Origin of the sequence: Microbacterium sp. TWP3-1-2b2 (genome assembly GCF_049896145.1) — a bacterium.
Taxonomy (GTDB): Bacteria; Actinomycetota; Actinomycetes; order Actinomycetales; family Microbacteriaceae; genus Microbacterium.
The window spans coordinates 3083291-3101522 of record NZ_JAFCTS010000001.1 but is presented as its reverse complement, the minus strand read 5'-3'; the positions used below and the strand labels follow the sequence as shown (position 1 = coordinate 3101522).

Genomic DNA, 18232 nt, shown 5'->3' with positions numbered 1-18232 from the left:
AGGACTGCTCACCCCTTGACGGCGCCGATGAGGATGCCGCTCTTGAAGTGCCTCTGCACGAAGGGATACACGACAAGGATCGGAAGGACCGCGAGGACGACGACGGCCATCTGAATGGCCAGGGATGCCGGCTGCGCCTGATCGAGGGCGACCGTGTCGAGCGTGCCGCTGTTGACGAAGCTCTGCCCTTGCAGCACGTATGCCCGCAGGACGAGTTGCAACGGCCATTTGTCGTTGTCGTTGATGTAGAGGATCGCGTTGAAGAAGGCATTGAAGTAGCCGACCCCGTAGAACAGTGCGACGACGGAGATCACAGGCTTCGACATCGGCACGACGATCGTCGACAGGATCCGCCATTCACCTGCGCCGTCGATGCGCGCCGCGTCGATGATCCCCTGGTCGATGCTCTGGAAGAAATTGCGCACGATCAGGATGTTGAACGCCGACACCGCGGTCGGCAGTATCAGTGCCCACACGGAGTTGATGAGTCCGAGACCGGAGACGAGCAGGTACATCGGGATGATGCCGGCGCCGAAGAACATCGTGATGATGATGAGGAAGAGGATCGGGCGGTGCAGCAGCGATCCGGGCCGGGACAGGCCCCATGCGGCAAGCACCGAGACCACCACACTGAGCGCCGTGCCGACCCCCGTCACGAACACCGTGACACCCACGGCTTTCGTGACGACCCCTCCGGAGAGGATCTGAGTGTAGGCGACGGTGGTGAGACCGCTGGGGAAGATCACGAGCCCACCCGCCTTCGTGATAGCCGACTGCGTGGAGAAGCTCGTGAGGACGACGGCCCACAGCGGGAAGAGCACGGCGAGGCACACGACCACGAGTGTCACGATCTTGCTGATCGTCACGATCAGCGAGGGTTTCTCCTGCCATGCGGGTCGTTTCACCGGCTCGTAGTGCCAGATCTTCGCGAGCAGCCCGCGCGGCGCTGCAGGTGTGATCAGTGCCTCGGTGGATGGTTGTGCAGTCATTTCTTGTAGACCCCCGCCTCACCGAACATGTGCGCCACCTTGTTGGCCAACAGCACGAGGATCAGGCTGATGATTCCTTTCAACAACCCTGCTGCGGCGCCGTAGCTGAAGTCGCCAGACACCACGCCGGAATAGTAGACGAAGGTGTCGAGCACTTCGGATGCCTGCGCGCCGACGGCATCGCGTTGCAGGATGAGCTGTTCGAACCCGACCGACAACGCATCGCCGAGGCGCAGGATGAGCAGCAGGATGATGACAGGGCGCAACGCCGGCAGCGTGATGTGCCACATCCTGCGCCAACCGGAAGCACCGTCGACAGCTGCCGCCTCATAGTGGGACGGGTCGATCGACGAGAGTGCAGCGAGGAAGACGACGATGCCCCACCCGGCGTCTCGCCAGATGGTCTGCGAGGTCAGCAGGAGGATGAAGGTGTCGGGGTTCGTCATGATGTTGAGCGGCTCGGCGCCGACAGCCCGCAGTTGCTGGCTGATCAGTCCCGCACCACCCAGAATCTGCTGGAACACCGTGACGATGATCACCCAGCTGAAGAAATGGGGCAGGAACACGATGCCTTGGATCAGCGTGCGCAGCCACGGCTGCATGAGGCTGTTCAGCAGGATCGCAAGCAGGATCGGCAGCGGGAAGAAGAACACCAGCTGGAACCCTGTGATCGCGAGCGTGTTACCGAGCGCATGCCAGAATGCCGGATCCTGCAGCAACCGCGAGAAGTTGTCGAACCCGATGAACGGGCTTCCTGGGATGCCGACGTAGGGCGAGTACTCCTGGAATGCGACGACGTTGCCCAGCATCGGAATGTAGGCGAATACGATCAGCAGCACGACCACGGGCAGCGTCATCAGCAGCAGCGACCGGTCCTGCTTGAACCGCATCCACACGCTTCTGCGCCGCGCGTGTGCACCCCGAGTTTTCTGCTCGGGCTGCGCGTCCTCCTCGTCCATCGCACTGAGTGCCGGCCCGAGCGGAGTGATGACACTCACGATCAGACGTCCAGGTACCCTGCGTAGAACTCCCGCAGCTCGTCGCCACCACCGTTCTTCCACGTCTTGATCGCGGCGTCGAGATCGTCGAGCGACTTGCGTCCGCGGACGATGTCGCTCTCGAGGTCGTTGAACGGCTGCGAGAGGCTCGCAAGCCTCACCGGCTCGAGGATCTGCATTCCGTAGAACTCGGGCTCGACGCCGTACTGCATCGAATCCGCCATGAAGTTGCAGTAGTCGGTGACGACGTCCGGGTACTGCGGCGCGTTCTGCGTGACCGGGGGACGCACGAGCCACTGGTACGTGGACGCGACCTCTTTGAGGCCGAGTTCGGTCTTCACTGGCGCCCCTGTGGCTGGGTCCGCCTCCCAATGGACGCCTTCGAAGCCGTTCTGCAGCAGCGCCTGTTCGGTCGTGCCGAACGGGGCAGCGATGTAGTTGAGCAGATCGAGGATCTCGTCCATGCGGGCGGGATCATCCTGCTTCTTGACGAAGGTCATGATCTTCGCCGGGCTACTTACGAAGAACCGTGGAGCGGAGCCGTCATGCACGAACCACGGCAACGGTTGCTGGTTGTATGTGGGTGTCGTCGGCACAGTGCGAACGTGTGAGCCGATCCAGCCCGAGTAGCCGTCGTACGTCAACAGCACCTTGCCGGATTCGAATCGTGCCTTGTTCTCTCCGCTGTTGCCTGCAACCGCGTCGGGGTGGATCACGCCTGCGGCGAAGAGCTTCGCGGTGAATTCCAGGTAGCCGCGATACTCGTCGCTCTCGTACTTGTGCACGAGCTTGCCCGACTCCCGCTTCCATTTCGGAGGCACCGCATAGATCAGCTTGGCCGTCTCGGAGAGATCGTTTCCTGCCCAGCGTCCGGCCTTCTCGTCCGTGATCTCCACCGTCAGGTCGAAGAACTCGTCTGCGTTCTTCGGCAGCTCGGAGATGCCCATCTCGTCGAACAGATCCTTGCGGTAGAACGACGAACCCGACATCCGATCGGACGGATACGGGAGCCCGTAGAGCTTCCCCTCGAACACGCACGACTTCCAAGCATTCGTGGGGATGTTCGCGAGATTGGGGTACTTCTCGACCTTGTCGCCGCTCAGGTACTCCCCCATGTCCTGGAAAAGGCCCGGCAGCGCCTGATCGAAGCGTGCGGGGATGTTGTGCTCGGCGATGGTGACGAAGTCCGGCACATCCTTCGCCGATGCGAAGATGGCCTGCAGCTTGTCGGGATAAGCATTGTTGTCCGTGAACCTGAAGTCGAACTTCGCGCCGATCTCGTCATTCACCTGCTGCAAGTACTTGCTGTCGGAGAGGCCGGGAACGACATTGCCGTAGGTCGGGGTCATGGCCGTGTACGAGCCGCCCACGCCGGGCACCTTGTCGACCGATTTCACGAGCTTCGGCCATTCGAGGAACCCCGGGGTCGAACCGTCGATGCCGGGGATGTCAGGAGTGACGTACTCGACCGGAACGTAGTTGGGCAGCACGCCCTTGGGGATGCCGATCGGGCCGCTGCCGGCCGCCGTGCTGCCGGAGCCGGCCGCGGTCGTGCAACTCGCCAGGACCGGGGTGAGGACGGCGAATCCGAGAAGACCGAGGAAACCGCGGCGACTCGTCTTCAGGTCGGGTACACCTTCGAACGCATTCATGACACTCCTTCGTGTGATCATCTGGTTTGGTATTTCGATACACCCGCGAAGTCAATATCGCCGGCGCAGGTATTCAGGCACCGTCGTCAGTGTTGTCCGGTGTCGGCGTCGAGCAGCGCGATCTCTTCTTCGCTCAGCTCGAACGAGGCGGCAGCGGCAGAATCGGCTGCCTGCGAGGCCGAGATCGCGCCCGGAATCGGCACGACCGTCGGAGATTGCCGCAGCTCCCAGGCGAGGGCGACGCGCTGGGGGCTCACGCCCCGCTCGAGCGATATCGTGCGCAGTGCAGGGTGACGCTCGGCGATCTTCGCGGCGCCGCCGAGTCCGCCGAGCGGACCCCAGAGCAGGTAGGCGATGCCATGCGTTGCCGCATACTCCATCTCCGCGCGCTGATCGCGGTGACCGATCGAGAAGTGGTTCTCGATCGAGCTCACCCGCCCGCCGAGAATCTCCTGCGCAACGAGGATCTCATCAAGGTCGACGTTCGAGATGCCGGCGCGTTTGATGATGCCTTCGTCGAGCAGATCGCGCAATGCCGTGACGGAGTCGCCGAAATCGTGCTCCGGATCCTTCTTGTGGAAGTGGTAGAGCTCGAGCGCGTCGCCGCCGATCCGTTTGAGCGACGCCTTCGCCGCCTCCTTGAGATACTCCGGCTTCCCGTTCCTGATCCACATGGCGCCGTCTCGGAAGATGAGACCGCCCTTGGTCGAGAGGATCACGTGGGACGTGTCGCCGTCGTAACACCTCAGCGCCTCGACGACGAGCAGCTCGTTGTGGCCCTGTCCGTCCTGCTCGGTCGTGTAGGCATCCGACGAGTCGAAGAGCGTCACGCCGGAATCCAGGGCTGCGTGCACCGTCGCGATGGCGGTCTCCCTGTCCGGGCGCCCCGGCACCGAGAGGTTCTGCGTTCCGAGGCCGATCGCGCCGATGCTGACATCTCCGACACGGCGTTCCAGCTGGACCGCATTCATCCCGTCAGTGCTCTGGGTGTGCATCGCTGCAGTCCTTCCATGTCGCGGCGTCGCGACGTTTGACGTCGAATGTGACCTGCGATCGATCCGGCATGCTCTCCGTCGAGTTGATCACCGTGTAACACCATACGACATGTAAACTCGTAGGACAATCCTGAATGTCGTGATTGACGAAAACACCTCACGGAGGTTCCATTGCCAGCTCTGTCGGTCCGCACCGTCTCGCTCGTCGACGCCGTCGCGGAGTCGCTGCGACTTGCGATCATCAATGCCGAGTACGAGCCGGGCTCGCCGCTCACAGAGGTTCGGGTGTCCGAGGACTTCGGCGTAGCCCGCTCCACTGCGAAAGCCGCCGTCGAACGCCTCGTCGCGGCTGGATTCCTCGAGCGTTCTCCGCACCGCTCGGCGCAGATCCCGCTCCTCACCGAGAAGGATGTCGTCGATCTGTACGAGACCAGGCAGATCATCGAAGGAGCGGCGGTGCGGCTGTCCGCCGCGTCCGGAAAGCCGCCGAGCGCCGCGGAGAGGGCCGAGGCCGAGTTGATCAACGCCGCGACCAGGGGCGACCGTGACGCTGTGGCGACCGCGGATGTCGCGTTTCACACGGCACTCGTCGAAGCGGCGGGGCTGAGCAACCTCGCCGATCTGCACGCGATGCTCATGGGTCGCGCGCACATCGCCATGGTGCAGGTGCAGCGCCGCAATCCGGATGGCGCGCACCGCAGCCACAGCGAGCACGAGAAGATCCTCGCGGCGATTCGAGACGGCGACGCCGACGCCGCGGCTCTGGCGCTGTCGCAGCACCTCTCGAGAGCTCAGGCCGACTTCCGCCGCGGAGGTTCCGACTAGCATCCCGCCCGCCTCACGACGAGTGCTTCGAACGCGCCGATCTCCGCGACGGACAGGACAAGATCGTTACCGTCATTCGTGATCGCGAGGGCGGTGGGCACGACAAGAGCTTCGGCGCCTGCGTCAGCACCCACGCCAGGCACGCGCACGCGCACACCGCGGATCGGCACGACCGGACCCTGTCCGTTGCGACGCTGCCCGCTGTGATTTATGAGATGGATCACGAGGCCCGCCGCAGACCGACCGAGGATGACCTCGATCTGTTCCGGACCGTCCACCTCGACCACGGCCGCGCCCATGACCTCGCGGACTCTCTCTGTCGCGGCGTCTCGTATCCGCGTCAGCCCGAACGCTGCGTAGTTCGCGCCGACAGTCCACGGCAGTTGCGTGACGCTGCCGGCTCCGGCGACGCGGGTGGCCGCCGCGCTCGTGGCGCCAGGAACATGACCGTGCGCTTTCTCCGGTGGCCCGAAGGGCGCGCGTTCGATCACGGGAAGACGGCCTTTGGCATCGCTGCGCCATTGCACGCTGTAGGCGCGCCCGTACCTCGGGATGAGCGCGGAGCCTTCGACATGATCGGCGTCGTCCAGCTTGACGTACGAGGAGAGCAGCTCGGAATCGGCCGTCTCGATTCGGGTCACGCGTGCGGCCGCCGACCACGCCGCGACGCCGTCCGCTCCTTCCAGCCCGGCACCGCCGGATGCCACGACGTGGCCGCCGGCATCCATGTACGCCTCGATCGCGGCATCCTGCTCCGCTGAGAGCGTCACGATGTCCGGCAGCACGACGACCGTGAACCGGTCGAGCATCTCCCGCGAGATCGCTTCTGCGGGAAGCACGTCGAACGACAGGTGGGTCTCCTGAAGCGCGACGAACCAGCCTGTGAACTCTGCGCGCGACTCCGCATGGCGCGCAGCGCCGGCGCGCAGCCCGTCGGGACGCACGAGCGCAATCGACGAGCAGGCGCTGAGGCCCGAGTACACGTCGATGTTCGAGGTCACGAGCCGGGTCACCACACCGGCCGTCTCAAGGCCGTCGTATCGGATGCCGCGGGTCGGCCCCATGATGTACGTCGACGGATTCGCACCGCGTGCGATCGCCTGGATCAGATACTGACCGAGCATCTCGGGCTGCTCATCGGCCATGCGGTACGGCATGTCGAAGAACGCGACCGCGTTGACGAGCGCGGGCTTGCCCGGCTGCGTGACCCTTGATGCGCTGACTTGCTCGTTCGTGGCGTGCGGCCACAGTGGCCGTCCGATCGCGTTGTTGGCCTCGTGGAAGAGGATGTCGGCCGATCTCCCCAGGATGAGCGCGGCTTCTGGGCGGCGCTCGGCGATGTACGCGCTGATCCTGGCCGTCAGCACGTCGATCGTCCGCTGCGCGAACTGCTTCCAGAGCTGATGGTTCGGGTCACCGGCATCCGTCGGCAATGCCGAGCCTGTTGCGTCGAGGAAGGCCGCCTGACACGCAGCGCAATGACAGATGCCGTGCCGCGTGCCGCCGTAGTCGACCTCGTTGAAACCGAACCAGTTGAAGAAGAATCCATCCACCTGATACCGGCTGATCACCTCATCCACGATCTCGAACATGCCCTGCTGGTAGTACGCCCCGCTGGGACAGACGCTGACGAGTCCCTCATAGATCTGCAGATCGCCGCTGGACGAGCGGTAGGCCCATTCCGGATGGGCCTGGATGACCTCGGGAGCCACCTTCGAGAAATCCATACGTGCGAGCAGGCGGATGCCGCGCCGACGCGCGGCATCGACGGCATCACGGACGAGATCACCGCCGGGGCGGGCGGCCAGGTGCGGGTTGCGAGTGTGGAAGCCGAGGTCTGTCGGGTAGTGCGCGAGGATGCCGCCCACGTTGAGAAGCCAGGCTGTCGCCCCGTGGGACTCGATGTCGTCGAGCGTCGCCTCGACGTCGAGAGTCACATCTATCTCGCGCAGGTTCGTCTGGAATACGCCGAAGGCCCGGTTCCACCAGCCGGCTCGCTCGATCTTCTGCCGGTGAGCCGACTGCTCCGGCTCCTGTGCTCCGACCGCGCGCCGCGCGGATAGGAGCTCGCTCGTCACGATGACGCCGCCCGGTTGAGCTCACGAGAGCGCAGGACGAGCGCGGAGTGGTCGAGCCTGCCGTGCCCGTCAACGACGAGTGAATGCATGAACTCGGCGATCAGACTCGTCACCGGAAGCGTGGTTCCCGAGGTCGCAGCCGCATGCTTCACGATGCGCAGGTCCTTGTCGTGCAGATCGACACGGAAGCCCGGTCCGAACTCTCCGGCCAGCACCGCAGGCGACTTCCGGTCGATGACTGTGCTGCCACCGAGCCCTCGGGAGATCGCCGCGAGTGCGGTCTCGACGTCGGCACCTTGCGATTCGAGGAACGTCACCGCCTCGGCGAGCGCCTGCAGATGCGCGGCGACGACGAGCTGATTCGCCGCCTTGACCACCTGTCCCGCACCGGTTGGACCCACGTGCGTGATCGTCGATCCCATCGCTTCGAGCACGCCGCGCTGCGCCTCGATCGTGCCGGCGTCACCGCCGATCATGATCGACAGAACGCCCTCGATCGCGCCGGCCTCGCCGCCGGACACCGGGGCGTCCAGCGCGGGATGGCCCGCATCCACGAATCTCCTGGCGACGGCACGAGCGACGTCCGGGCTGATCGTGCTCATGTCGATGTAGACGGCGTCGGCGGCGATGTTCTCGAGAATGCCGCCCGGTCCGAGCGCGACGTGCTCGACGTCCGGCGAATCCGGCAGCATGGTGATCACGACGTCGGCGCCGGCGATCGCCTCAGCGACGGTATCTGCAACAGGGATGCCCGCGGCCGCAGCTCGTTCGAGTGTCGAGGCCGATCGTGCCGTGCCCACGACCCGATGCCCGGCGGCGATGAGGTTGACGGCCATCGGGCGGCCCATCACCCCGAGTCCGATGAATCCGATGGTGGCCATAAGCGTGAGAACTCCTTCGTGCTCGGTGGTGCGAACCTGCGGTATCCGATAGTGTATCGATATACCAATCCAGTGGAAAGCGTACAACCTGAAGATCGCCATCACCGGAGGCAACGGTCGACTCGGAAGCGAGGCGACCGCATACGCCCGGGCCCGCGGGCACAAGGTGACCGTCATCGACCGCGACGGCGACCCCGGCCCCCAGACCGAGATCATGGATCTCACGGACTTCGACAGCGTCGCCGCAGTCATCAGTCGTGGGGGCTTCGACGCCGTCATCCATCTCGCCGGCATGCCGGGTCGCACTCGTGTCGCAGGCGACGTCCTGTTCCGCAACAACATGCTGACCTCCTACAACGTGCTGACCGCAGCGCGGCAGGCGGATGTGCGCAAGATCGTCTTCGCCTCGAGCGAGACCATCCTCGGTCTGCCGTTCGACACCTCCCCCACCGAGCTTCCGATCGTCGAGACCTCGCCGACCACATTCCGCGTCGGTCACGACTACGGCATGGTGAAGCATCTCGAAGATCAGATCGCGCAGCAGATGGCCGCGGACGACCCGCGTCTCAGCATCAGCGCGATCATGCTGACCACGATCGTCCTTCCTGAGACCTACGTGGATTTCGCGCGGTTCGAAGACGACGCTCGAGGCCGGGGGTACAACCTCTGGAGCTACACCGATGTGCGCGATGCGGCCCAGGGCGTCGTTCGGGCTGCCGAGTATGCCGAACCGGGGTACGAGCGATTCATCCTCGCGGCCGACGACACCGTCATGACAACGCCGACCAGCGAGCTCGTCGGCCGCTACCACCCGAGCAGCAGACTCACCAAGCAGCTCGGCACGCACGAGAGCCTGTTCTCGAATGAGAAGGCGAAACGAGTGCTCAGATACTCGCCGCAGTTCGGCTGGCGGAGCGAGCGATGACGAAAGGCGCCCACGTGGAATCGACAAGGTCCATCCGCAGTGTCCTCGCGACCGTGGACTTCACCCCGGCTGAGATCGAACAGCTGCGCGTCGCATTCGCACCCGCTTCCTTCACACATGTCTCTCGCCATGACACCACGTCGATCTCAGCGCTGCTGCAGGAGGTCGACGTCGCCGTCTTGGCTGGGGATCTGACCGACGAGACGCTCGCCGCACCGCGCCTCGAGTGGGTGCACTGCGACCATGCCGGCCTCAACGACTCTGCGCGCCAAGAGGTGTTCGACCGAGGGCTGCTCGTGACCGGTTCCGCCGGCCGCTCAGGCGGGGCGCTCGCGCAGCACGCGTTCTTCTTCGCTCTCAACTTCGTCTACGACATCCGCTCCACGCTCGCGAAGCAGGACGCGCACGACTGGAGCGGCGGTGACGCATTCCGCGACCGCCCTGCCCTCTGGGGTCAGCGTCTCACCATCGTCGGGTTCGGCCATACCGGCAGGGCCATGGCGGCGTTGGGACGCACATTCGGGATGCATGTGACGGTGCTCACCCGTAGAGAGACAAGCCCGTCCGCAGATGTCGACAGACTGCTGATCGCAGATCATGGGGCCGTGATCGGCGACGCGCTGCCCGAGGCGGACTTCGTGATGCTCGCCACCAATCTGACCGATGAGACCCATCACCTGATCGGTGCAGAGCAGTTTGGTCTGATGAAGCCGTCCGCGATCATCATCAACATGGCTCGTGGCTCGGTGATCGACGAAGTCGCACTCGTTGATGCATTGGAGTCGCAGACCATCGCCGGCGCCGGGCTCGACGTGTTCGAACGCGAGCCGCTTCCCGAGACATCGCCGCTTTGGAGCATGACCAACGTCCTTCTCACGCCGCACGCGACACCCAGGCTCCCCGACAAGACCCAGCGATCGATCGACACGATCGTCGCCAACATCGACCGGTATCGGAGCGGCGAGCCGCTGCTCAACGCGCTCTCCCCACGGGATCTGTACACGCGCGGCTCCCACCGCTGACCACCGCACAGCAGCGCGCTCGAGTGCCACACTGGTCACATGGCCCTTCACATCACCGGAGACACCGCCGCCGACGCCCTGCTCACCGACAACCCGCTCGCGCTGCTGGTGGGAATGCCTCGATCAACAGGTACGGTAACCATGTGCAAGCCAGTGATGCTTGAGCGCAAGAATCTCGATGCGCCCGCGAGACCGTGAGTGCATTCGGACGCTCTACGCAGCGCCGTTCCTGGACAACCACCACGACACTCACGCCCAATCCGGGACGCAAAACGAGGCCCAGGATTCGAGGCTCTTCCGACGCCATGAGCAACGCACCGTCCAAGTTCACAAGCGCGCCGCATGACTGACGCATGATGAAGCCCTGCTGGAGCCGCTTCGGTTCCAATGCGTCGATGTCCGACCCGGTGGGTACTGTGTGACCATGCCGATACAGACCATGATGATCGACGATGCGCAGGTTAACCGCATCCTCGAGGTACGCGAGGGCCACTTCAACGACATGAAGTCGAAGGGCATCAGACCTGGCAAACTTACAAAGGCCATGAGTGCGTTCGCCAACGCGGACGGTGGAGAACTTTACATCGGTATCGATGAGGACAACGGTAGTTTCACCTGGAACGGCTTTGCAGATGAAGAAGACGCGAACGGGCATCTCCAGATCTTTGAACAACTGTTCCCACTCGGCGAGGGATTCCAGTACGAATTCCTGACTGCTCCCGGATATGCGGGCCTGGTGCTGCACGTTGTCATACTTCGCGGGTCCTCCATCCGGAAGGCTTCGGACGACGTCATCTACGTCCGGCGCGGCGCAGCCTCCTTTCCAATCACTACGGATGCGGCACTTCGACAACTCGAGCGCGATAAAGGGATTACTTCCTTCGAGACCGAGCTGGTGAACGCCGATCCTGCGGAGGTGACAAACTCAGAAACTTCGATCGAGTTCATGCTCGAGGCGTTCCCTGCCGTGGAGCCCGAGCGTTGGATGAGATCGCAGCGAGTCGTCGTAGACGGCCGGCCCACTGTCGCCGGAGTGCTGCTATTCGCTGATCTGCCGCAGGCGCACCTGGCCAAGCGCTCATCGGTGAAGTTGTACAGATACAAGACCTCAGAACCCGAAGGCACCCGCGAGACCCTCGACGGGCAGCCGGCGACCATCGAGGGTCCGCTCTACTCGCAGATCAAGGTCGCTGTCGAACGCACCACCGCGTTGGTCGAATCCATAAAGAAGCTCGATGAGTCTGGCCTGACGGCGGTTACCTATCCGCCAGAGACCATCCACGAGATCATCACTAATGCACTCATCCACAGGGACTATGGGGTCGCCGATGATGTGCATATTCGAGTCTTCGACAACAGGGTCGAAATAGAGAGCCCCGGACGTCTCGCTGGACATGTTTCACCTTCGAACATCCTCGATGAGCGGTTTGCGCGAAATGGCAGCATCGTGCGACTTATCAACAAGTTTCCGGACCCACCGAACAAGGACGTCGGCGAGGGCCTGAACACGGCCTTTGCCGCGATGAAGAAGCTTCAGCTTAAGGATCCGGTCATCGAGGAGCTAGATCACTCCGTTCTCGTGAATATCCGTCATGAAAGACTCGCCTCGCCCGAACAGATGGTCATGGAGTATCTCGCCGACCACGGTGAGATCACGAACAAGATCGTCCGTGATCTCACTGGCATCGGTTCTGAGAACCGGGTAAAGAATGTGTTTTACGCACTTGCACAGGCCGGGCAGATTGAGCGTGTACCTGAGAAGAGGGGTAACAAGGCGGCCTGGCAGAAGAAGGCCTCCTGACTGACGAGGCTGCTCCCCTGAGGGGTATCTGCTCCCAGATAGCCAGCCGTGGTGAGTCATGGTTAGTACCAGAGGTGCATCGTCTCTACCTAACGGACGACGCACCTCTCCGGCGGGTGCGGGCGAGACATGGGCACCAGCTATTTCATGCCACTGAAGGCCCGCAGATACGGCACTCATGACTATGCAGTCGAGCCAGGGTGCCACACTGGTCACATGGCCCTTCACATCACCGGAGACACCGCCGCCGATTCGCTGCTGACCGACAACCCGCTCGCGCTTCTGGTGGGGATGCTCCTCGATCAGCAGGTGCCGATGGAGACCGCGTTCGCCGGCCCGCTCAAGATCGAACAGCGCACCGGCTCCGCGGATGCCAAGACCATCGCCGCCATGGACCCGGAAGCGTTCCTCGAGGCGTTCAAGCTGACGCCCGCAGTGCACCGATTCCCCGGCTCGATGGCGACTCGCGTGCAGACGCTCTGCCAGGAGCTCGTCGATGCATGGGACGGGGATGCCGCAGCACTGTGGACCCGCGACGATCCTAACGGTGCGGAGGTGCTGCGCCGACTGAAGAAGCTGCCAGGATTCGGCGAGCAGAAGGCGAAGATCTTCCTCGCGCTGCTCGGCAAGCAGTACGGCTTCACCGGTTCCGGGTGGCGCGAAGCATCTGCTCCCTATGGAGAGGACGGCGCATACCGCAGCGTCGCCGACATCGTCTCGCCCGAGTCGCTGACGAAGGTGCGCGAGCACAAGAAGGCCATGAAGGCCGCGGCCAAGGCCACCAAGTAGACCAGGCCTTTGTCAAGGCCGGTCCGGCGGAAGATCCGGTGACGCAGACTGGTCAGCAAACGAGCCAGGGAGCGCGCATGTCGAGAAACGTCCGAAGGATGAGCTGCCCGCCTGAGGCCGTCTTCCGCGTGCTGGCGGACGGCTGGCTCTACCCGAGCTGGGTGGTCGGAGCATCACGCATGCGGGACGTCGACGCCGCGTGGCCGCAGCCCGGAGCAAAGTTGCACCACTCCGTAGGGGTTTGGCCGGCGCTTCTCAACGACAACACCAGCACCGTGTCCTGGAATCCGCCCCGTCAGATGGTGATGACCGCACGTGGCTGGCCGATCGGAGAGGCGCGCGTGACGATCGACGTCAAGCCCTTCGGTGACGGGTGCCTGGTCCGCATCCAGGAGGAGGCCGTCAGCGGCCCCGCGAAAGCAATGCCCCGCGCTCTGACCGATGTGGTGCTGCAGTGGCGCAATGCCGAGACATTGCACCGACTCGCATACCTGGCCGAAGGAATCACCAGGGTCGACACGGCATCTCCGTCGGAGACGCGATGACGGCCCGCTCAACCGAGATCGACGCCACCGTCGTCGGCGCCGGGCCCAACGGTCTCGCCGCCGCCGTCACACTCGCGCGCGCGGGCCTGTCGGTGCGAGTCTTCGAACGCGCGACGACCGCCGGAGGTGGCGCGGCGACCGCAGAGCTCACTCTTCCCGGCTTCCGCCACGACGTCTGCTCGGCGGTGCATCCGCTCGCCTTCGAGTCGCGCTTCTTCCGCGAGTTCGGACTCACCCGACGCGTACCGTTCGCCGTACCGGAGATATCCTTCGCGCATCCGCTCGATGGCGGGAGGGCCGGGATCGCATACCGGGACCTGGAGCGCACGGCGGAGGGCCTCGGCATGGATGGCAGGGCGTACGCCAGCCTGATGCGGCCGCTGGTCGAGCGATCGTCGAGGGTCGCCGACTTCACGGGCGACACCCTCCTGCGCATTCCCCGGGACATCCCGACCGCCCTGGCCTTCGGCCTGGCGGCGATGGAGCAGGGCAGCCCGCTGTGGAACACACGCTTCCGTGAGGATGCCGCCCCCGCCATGCTCACCGGCGTCGCTTCCCACACGATCCTTCCTATGCCTGGCCTGGCCAGCTCGGGCGCCGGCCTCGCCCTGACGGCTTACGCGCATGCGAAGGGGTGGCCGATTCCTATCGGTGGCAGCCAGAGCATCATCGACGCCATGGTTGACGACCTCGTCGCGCACGGCGGCGAGCTCGTGACCGATCACGAGGTGACCTCTCTCGACGAGCTGGCCTCGTCCCGCGTGACGCTACTCGACGTCACGCCGCGTGCGCTGAGCAGGATCGCCGGCGATCGGATGCCGCAGCGGTACCGCGATGCACTCGGTCGCTTCCGCTACGGCAACGCCGTGGCGAAGGTGGACTTCGCGCTCTCCGAACCTGTGCCGTGGTCGCATCCGGAACTCGGCCGCGCCGGAACCCTCCACCTCGGCGGAACACGTGCCGAGATCGCGGCGGCCGAGAATGCCGTCGCGCACGGCAACCTCTCCGAGTCTCCGTATGTTCTCGTCTCGCAGCCGTCACTGTTCGACGACACCAGGGCGCCGGCCGGTCAGCACACGCTGTGGACCTACACGCACGTGCCCGCGGCATCCCGCGCGGACAGATCGGAGGCGGTCATCCGGCAGATCGAACGGTTCGCGCCCGGCTTCCGCGACACCATCATGGGAATATCGTCCCGCACGGCGATGGACGTGGAGCGTCACAACCCGAACTATCCTCGCGGCGATATCTCCGCAGGTACGCCCGATCTTGCGCAGCTGCTGCGCCGTCCTGTGCTCAGCCCCGATCCGTGGCGGACGCCGATGAAGGGCGTCTACCTGTGTGGTGCCTCCACGACACCAGGGCCAGGAGTGCACGGCCTGGCGGGATGGCACGCTGCGCTGAGCGCCTTGCGGAACGACTTCGGCACCAGAGCACTGCCGGATCTCTCACCGGATCGCCCTTCTGACGGAGAATGAGGTCATGAAGCAAACTGGTTCGAACGTCTCCGCCCTGATCGCCGCAGCGACGCCCGCGATCAGACGACGGGATGCTGAGACGCTGACGGCCCTGATGCAAGAGGTCTCCGGCCGCGAACCCGCCGCCTGGGGAACCATCATCGGCTTCGGCTCCTGCCACTACCGCTACCCGACCGGCACCGAGGGCGACATGCCGATTCTGGCGTTCGCACCGCGCAAGAACGCGACCACGATCTACCTCGATGACACCGAGCGGCACGCAGACGCGCTCTCCGATCTCGGCCCGCATACCGTCGGCAAAGGATGCCTGTACGTCAAGGACCTCGAGAAGGTCGATCTCGACGTGCTCCGCGACATCCTCGTGAGCACTCTCGCCTGGGTTGAGTCCGGTGGTTCGCCGGAGATCGAGCTGACGGTCGCCGACTGAGGCCTTCCGTCACTCGCAGGGTGTGAGCGTCAGCGCAGCACCTCGACCAGCGCGACCCACGAGACGACGACCGCCGAGACGATCGCGAGCAGGCACCCGGCGGCCGCGAGGTGCAGACCGGTCGGGTTCTCTGCCCACACCATCACGCCGGCGACGATGTACGCGGCCAGTGGCAGGAAGCCGATGAGGTACTTGAGCGGTCGCGCACGGGCCGCCGGGGCGGGATCGCGTGCGATCAGCCGGGTGGCGTTCGCCTGGAATACGGTGGCGAGCAGCGTGGCCGCGATGATCAGGCCGCCGTACCAGGCGGGTTCGAGGTCGGGTACGAGGCCGAGTGCCGCGACGGCGAGCGCGAGCACGAGTGTCGCGACGCCGGCGAGGAGCCGCGCGGTGAGCGTGCGCGATTTGATGATCTCCGCGATGTTGACGCTCGCCGCGACGATCACGAGTCCGGCGAGCGCCGCGGTGGCGCCCGCCATGGCGACGTTGAACTCGCTCCACTGCTCCATCATGCGGACAGCCTAGACCCGGCATCCGCCGCCGGGTGAGTATCGTCAGCGACTGCCGTAGCGAGCGACGATCTCCTCGGTGAGCGGCGGCCAGATGCGCTTGTGCTCATCACCGAAGGCGACGCCGGAGAGGAAAGCTGCACCGAGGTCGCGGGAGCGGTCGATGAACAGGAAGCTGCCTTGCCCGCCGAAGTGACCTGCGGTCTCGGGCGGCAGAGTGTCGCTCAGCCAGTGCGGACTCTTCGCGCCCTTGAGTTCGAACCCCAGTCCCCACTGATTGTCATCGAACGAGCCGTATCCCGGCACGACGCCGCGCAACCCGGACCGCGAGACCATGAGCGCGAGATCACGCAGCTCGACGGGGATCAGCGCCGGCCGCAGCACCTCACGTGCGAACGTCAGCAGATCGTCGATCGAGGCCCGGTAGCCTGCGGACGGCCTACCGGTCACGACGATGTCCTGCATGCCCAACGGCACGGTGACTTCATGGGTCACCCAGTCGGCGAACGGCATGCCGACGGCCTCGGCCACGTGGGCGCCGAGCACGTCGAACCCGGCATTCGAATAGATGCGCCGTGTTCCGGGCGCGGCCTGCGTCTGGTCGCCCTCGAACGGCAGCCCGCTGGTGTGGTCGAGCAGGTTCAGCAGTGTCGAACCCTCGGGACCTGCCGGCTCGTCGAGGTCCACGAGCCCACGCTCGACGGCGATCAATACGCCCCAGGCTGATATCGGCTTGGACACCGATGCCAGCGGGCGCACGGAGCGCGGGTCTCCCTGCACGGCGAGCGTCTGCTCAGGGCCTGTCACCCCTACAAGCGCGTTGTGGGGGAAGCCTTCTGTCGCTGCGAATGTCGTGGACTCCACCCCGCTCACGCGCCCTTGAGACGCTCCGCCAGGTACTCGTGCAGCGTGTCGACGGGGATACGCTCCTGCGCCATCGTGTCGCGGTCGCGAACGGTGACGGCGTTGTCGTCGAGCGAGTCGAAGTCGACCGTGACGCAGAACGGCGTGCCGATCTCGTCCTGTCGGCGGTAACGGCGCCCGATCGCACCTGCGTCGTCGAAGTCGATCGCCCAGCGGCCGCGCAGCGAGTCGGCGACTTCGCGCGCGAGCGGGGAGAGCTTCTCATTGCGCGAGAGCGGGAGAACGGCGACCTTGACCGGCGCGAGGCGCGGGTCGAGCTTGAGCACCGTGCGGGTGTCGGTGCCGCCCTTGGCGTTGGGCACCTCCTCCTCGACGTAGGAGTCGACGAGGAACGCCATCATCGAGCGGGTGAGCCCGAAGGACGGCTCGATCACGTACGGGGTGTAGCGCTCGCCGGATGCCTGGTCGAAATAGGACAGGCTCTGGCCGGAGGCCTCGGAGTGGCTGGAGAGGTCGTAGTCGGTGCGGTTGGCGACGCCCATCAGCTCGCCCCACTCCTTGCCGGGGAATCCGAAGCGGTACTCGAAGTCGATCGTGCCGGCGGAGTAGTGCGCCCGCTCGTCCTCTGGAACGTCGAAGCGGCGCATGTTGGCGGTGTCGATGCCGAGGTCTTCGAACCACGCCCAGCATGCCTCGACCCAGTGCTCGAACCACTCCTGCGCGTCGGCGGGCGGTACGAAGTACTCGATCTCCATCTGCTCGAACTCGCGCGTGCGGAAGATGAAGTTTCCGGGGGTGATCTCGTTACGGAATGCCTTGCCCACCTGACCGATGCCGAACGGCGGCTTCTTGCGGCTGGCGGTGAGCACGTTCGCGAAGTTCACGAAGATGCCCTGTGCCGTCTCGGGACGCAGGTAGAACAGCCCGGATTCGTCGTCGACGACGCCGAGGTAGGTCTTGACGAGCCCCGAGAAGGCCTTCGGCTCGGTGTACTGGCCCTTGTTGCCGCAGTTCGGGCAGGGCACGTCGGCAAGGCCGTTCTCCGCCTTGCGGCCCTTGCGCGCCTCGAAGTCCTCGACGAGAGTGTCGGCACGGAAGCGCTTGTGACAGCTCAGGCACTCGACCAGCGGATCAGTGAACGTGGCGACGTGCCCGGATGCCTCCCAGACGCGCTTCGGGAGGATGATCGAGGAGTCCAGTCCCACCATGTCGCCGCGTCCGCGGACGAAGGTCTGCCACCACTGCCGACGGATGTTCTCCTTGAGCTCGGTGCCGAGGGGGCCGTAATCCCATGCGGAACGCGAACCGCCGTAGATCTCACCCGCTTGGAACACGAACCCGCGGTGGCGGGCGAGGCTGATGACCTTGTCAAGACGGGACTGTTCGGCCACGGTGGCTCCAATGGTCGGGAGAGATTCGGATGCTGCGCGCGGACATGCCGCGGCATCCACCAT

The 18232-nt window shown here is 64.8% G+C and carries 17 protein-coding genes and 1 pseudogene; 9 read left to right on the top strand and 9 right to left on the bottom strand.

The window, feature by feature from the left end; genetic code table 11:
• Positions 1 to 8 precede the first annotated feature (8 nt).
• From ACP7AR_RS15345 to ACP7AR_RS15330, 4 genes are all read right to left on the bottom strand, one after another.
• Positions 9 to 989 (bottom strand): carbohydrate ABC transporter permease, encoded by a 981-nt coding sequence (locus ACP7AR_RS15345; protein ID WP_426187499.1) that lies wholly within the window; start codon positions 987 to 989, stop codon positions 9 to 11.
• Entirely contained in the window at positions 986 to 1987 is a 1002-nt protein-coding gene (locus tag ACP7AR_RS15340; RefSeq protein ID WP_426187497.1) for an ABC transporter permease, read from the bottom strand. Before ACP7AR_RS15340 ends, ACP7AR_RS15345 begins: the two co-directional genes overlap by 4 nt.
• A 2-nt stretch (positions 1988 to 1989) precedes the next feature.
• Positions 1990 to 3639, bottom strand: coding sequence for a sugar ABC transporter substrate-binding protein (locus tag ACP7AR_RS15335; RefSeq protein ID WP_426187495.1), 1650 nt, complete (start codon positions 3637 to 3639; stop codon positions 1990 to 1992).
• Positions 3640 to 3725: 86 nt separating this feature from the next.
• Positions 3726 to 4634, bottom strand: a complete 909-nt coding sequence (locus ACP7AR_RS15330) for an aldo/keto reductase (RefSeq protein ID WP_426187493.1) — start codon at positions 4632 to 4634, stop codon at positions 3726 to 3728.
• Positions 4635 to 4805: 171 nt separating this feature from the next.
• Between ACP7AR_RS15330 and ACP7AR_RS15325 the strand changes: the two genes are divergently transcribed.
• Positions 4806 to 5459, top strand: a complete 654-nt coding sequence (locus tag ACP7AR_RS15325) for a GntR family transcriptional regulator (RefSeq protein WP_426187491.1) — start codon at positions 4806 to 4808, stop codon at positions 5457 to 5459.
• Here ACP7AR_RS15325 and ACP7AR_RS15320 read toward each other — a convergent pair.
• The gene (locus tag ACP7AR_RS15320) at positions 5456 to 7537 is read right to left on the bottom strand and encodes an alpha-amylase family protein (RefSeq protein WP_426187489.1); all 2082 of its coding nucleotides are present in this window, start codon (positions 7535 to 7537) and stop codon (positions 5456 to 5458) included. The genes ACP7AR_RS15325 and ACP7AR_RS15320 overlap by 4 nt on opposite strands.
• A complete protein-coding gene (locus ACP7AR_RS15315; protein WP_426187487.1) occupies positions 7534 to 8418 on the bottom strand; it encodes an NAD(P)-dependent oxidoreductase in 885 nt (294 codons plus the stop codon). Before ACP7AR_RS15315 ends, ACP7AR_RS15320 begins: the two co-directional genes overlap by 4 nt.
• Before the next feature lie 55 nt (positions 8419 to 8473).
• On the opposite strand from ACP7AR_RS15315, the gene ACP7AR_RS15310 reads away from it, so the two are divergent.
• The 8 genes and pseudogenes from ACP7AR_RS15310 (at position 8474) to ACP7AR_RS15275 (ending at position 15405) form a co-directional block, all read left to right on the top strand.
• Complete coding sequence (locus tag ACP7AR_RS15310; RefSeq protein WP_426187792.1) at positions 8474 to 9343, top strand: NAD-dependent epimerase/dehydratase family protein; 870 nt, start codon at positions 8474 to 8476, stop codon at positions 9341 to 9343.
• Between the two features lie 14 nt (positions 9344 to 9357).
• Complete coding sequence (locus ACP7AR_RS15305) at positions 9358 to 10365, top strand: D-2-hydroxyacid dehydrogenase (RefSeq protein WP_426187485.1); 1008 nt, start codon at positions 9358 to 9360, stop codon at positions 10363 to 10365.
• Between the two features lie 39 nt (positions 10366 to 10404).
• Positions 10405 to 10498: pseudogene (locus ACP7AR_RS15300) on the top strand (HhH-GPD-type base excision DNA repair protein); the annotation flags it as partial.
• Positions 10499 to 10789: 291 nt separating this feature from the next.
• On the top strand, positions 10790 to 12166 hold the full coding sequence (locus tag ACP7AR_RS15295; RefSeq protein WP_426187483.1) for an ATP-binding protein: 1377 nt from the start codon (positions 10790 to 10792) through the stop codon (positions 12164 to 12166).
• Between the two features lie 216 nt (positions 12167 to 12382).
• On the top strand, positions 12383 to 12955 hold the full coding sequence (locus tag ACP7AR_RS15290) for an HhH-GPD-type base excision DNA repair protein (protein ID WP_426187481.1): 573 nt from the start codon (positions 12383 to 12385) through the stop codon (positions 12953 to 12955).
• 77 nt (positions 12956 to 13032) lie between these two features.
• Entirely contained in the window at positions 13033 to 13500 is a 468-nt protein-coding gene (locus ACP7AR_RS15285) for an SRPBCC family protein (RefSeq protein ID WP_426187479.1), read from the top strand.
• Positions 13497 to 14978 carry a phytoene desaturase family protein gene (locus tag ACP7AR_RS15280; RefSeq protein ID WP_426187477.1) on the top strand — a complete coding sequence of 494 codons (1482 nt, stop codon included), beginning with the start codon at positions 13497 to 13499 and terminating at the stop codon, positions 14976 to 14978. The genes ACP7AR_RS15285 and ACP7AR_RS15280 overlap by 4 nt, the downstream gene beginning before the upstream one ends.
• A 4-nt stretch (positions 14979 to 14982) precedes the next feature.
• Positions 14983 to 15405 (top strand): DUF1801 domain-containing protein, encoded by a 423-nt coding sequence (locus ACP7AR_RS15275; RefSeq protein ID WP_426187475.1) that lies wholly within the window; start codon positions 14983 to 14985, stop codon positions 15403 to 15405.
• Between the two features lie 29 nt (positions 15406 to 15434).
• On the opposite strand, the gene ACP7AR_RS15270 is transcribed toward ACP7AR_RS15275, so the two are convergent.
• The 3 genes from ACP7AR_RS15270 to ACP7AR_RS15260 form a co-directional block, all read right to left on the bottom strand.
• Positions 15435 to 15917 (bottom strand): hypothetical protein, encoded by a 483-nt coding sequence (locus ACP7AR_RS15270; protein ID WP_426187473.1) that lies wholly within the window; start codon positions 15915 to 15917, stop codon positions 15435 to 15437.
• Positions 15918 to 15959: 42 nt separating this feature from the next.
• Positions 15960 to 16721, bottom strand: coding sequence for a serine hydrolase domain-containing protein (locus tag ACP7AR_RS15265; protein ID WP_426187471.1), 762 nt, complete (start codon positions 16719 to 16721; stop codon positions 15960 to 15962).
• Positions 16722 to 16783: 62 nt separating this feature from the next.
• Positions 16784 to 18169, bottom strand: coding sequence for a glycine--tRNA ligase (locus ACP7AR_RS15260; RefSeq protein ID WP_426187469.1), 1386 nt, complete (start codon positions 18167 to 18169; stop codon positions 16784 to 16786).
• Positions 18170 to 18232: the final 63 nt, after the last annotated feature.

Bases quoted from the DNA above. Each gene is read 5' to 3' on its own strand.
- ACP7AR_RS15290 (WP_426187481.1), top strand. From the start codon at position 12,383: ATGGCCCTTCACATCACCGGAGACACCGCCGCCGATTCGCTGCTGACC.
- ACP7AR_RS15270 (WP_426187473.1), bottom strand. From the start codon at position 15,917: ATGATGGAGCAGTGGAGCGAGTTCAACGTCGCCATGGCGGGCGCCACC.
- ACP7AR_RS15330 (WP_426187493.1), bottom strand. From the start codon at position 4,634: ATGCACACCCAGAGCACTGACGGGATGAATGCGGTCCAGCTGGAACGC.
- ACP7AR_RS15335 (WP_426187495.1), bottom strand. From the start codon at position 3,639: ATGAATGCGTTCGAAGGTGTACCCGACCTGAAGACGAGTCGCCGCGGT.
- ACP7AR_RS15285 (WP_426187479.1), top strand. From the start codon at position 13,033: ATGTCGAGAAACGTCCGAAGGATGAGCTGCCCGCCTGAGGCCGTCTTC.
- ACP7AR_RS15280 (WP_426187477.1), top strand. From the start codon at position 13,497: ATGACGGCCCGCTCAACCGAGATCGACGCCACCGTCGTCGGCGCCGGG.
- ACP7AR_RS15345 (WP_426187499.1), bottom strand. From the start codon at position 989: ATGACTGCACAACCATCCACCGAGGCACTGATCACACCTGCAGCGCCG.
- ACP7AR_RS15295 (WP_426187483.1), top strand. From the start codon at position 10,790: ATGCCGATACAGACCATGATGATCGACGATGCGCAGGTTAACCGCATC.
- ACP7AR_RS15315 (WP_426187487.1), bottom strand. From the start codon at position 8,418: ATGGCCACCATCGGATTCATCGGACTCGGGGTGATGGGCCGCCCGATG.
- ACP7AR_RS15275 (WP_426187475.1), top strand. From the start codon at position 14,983: ATGAAGCAAACTGGTTCGAACGTCTCCGCCCTGATCGCCGCAGCGACG.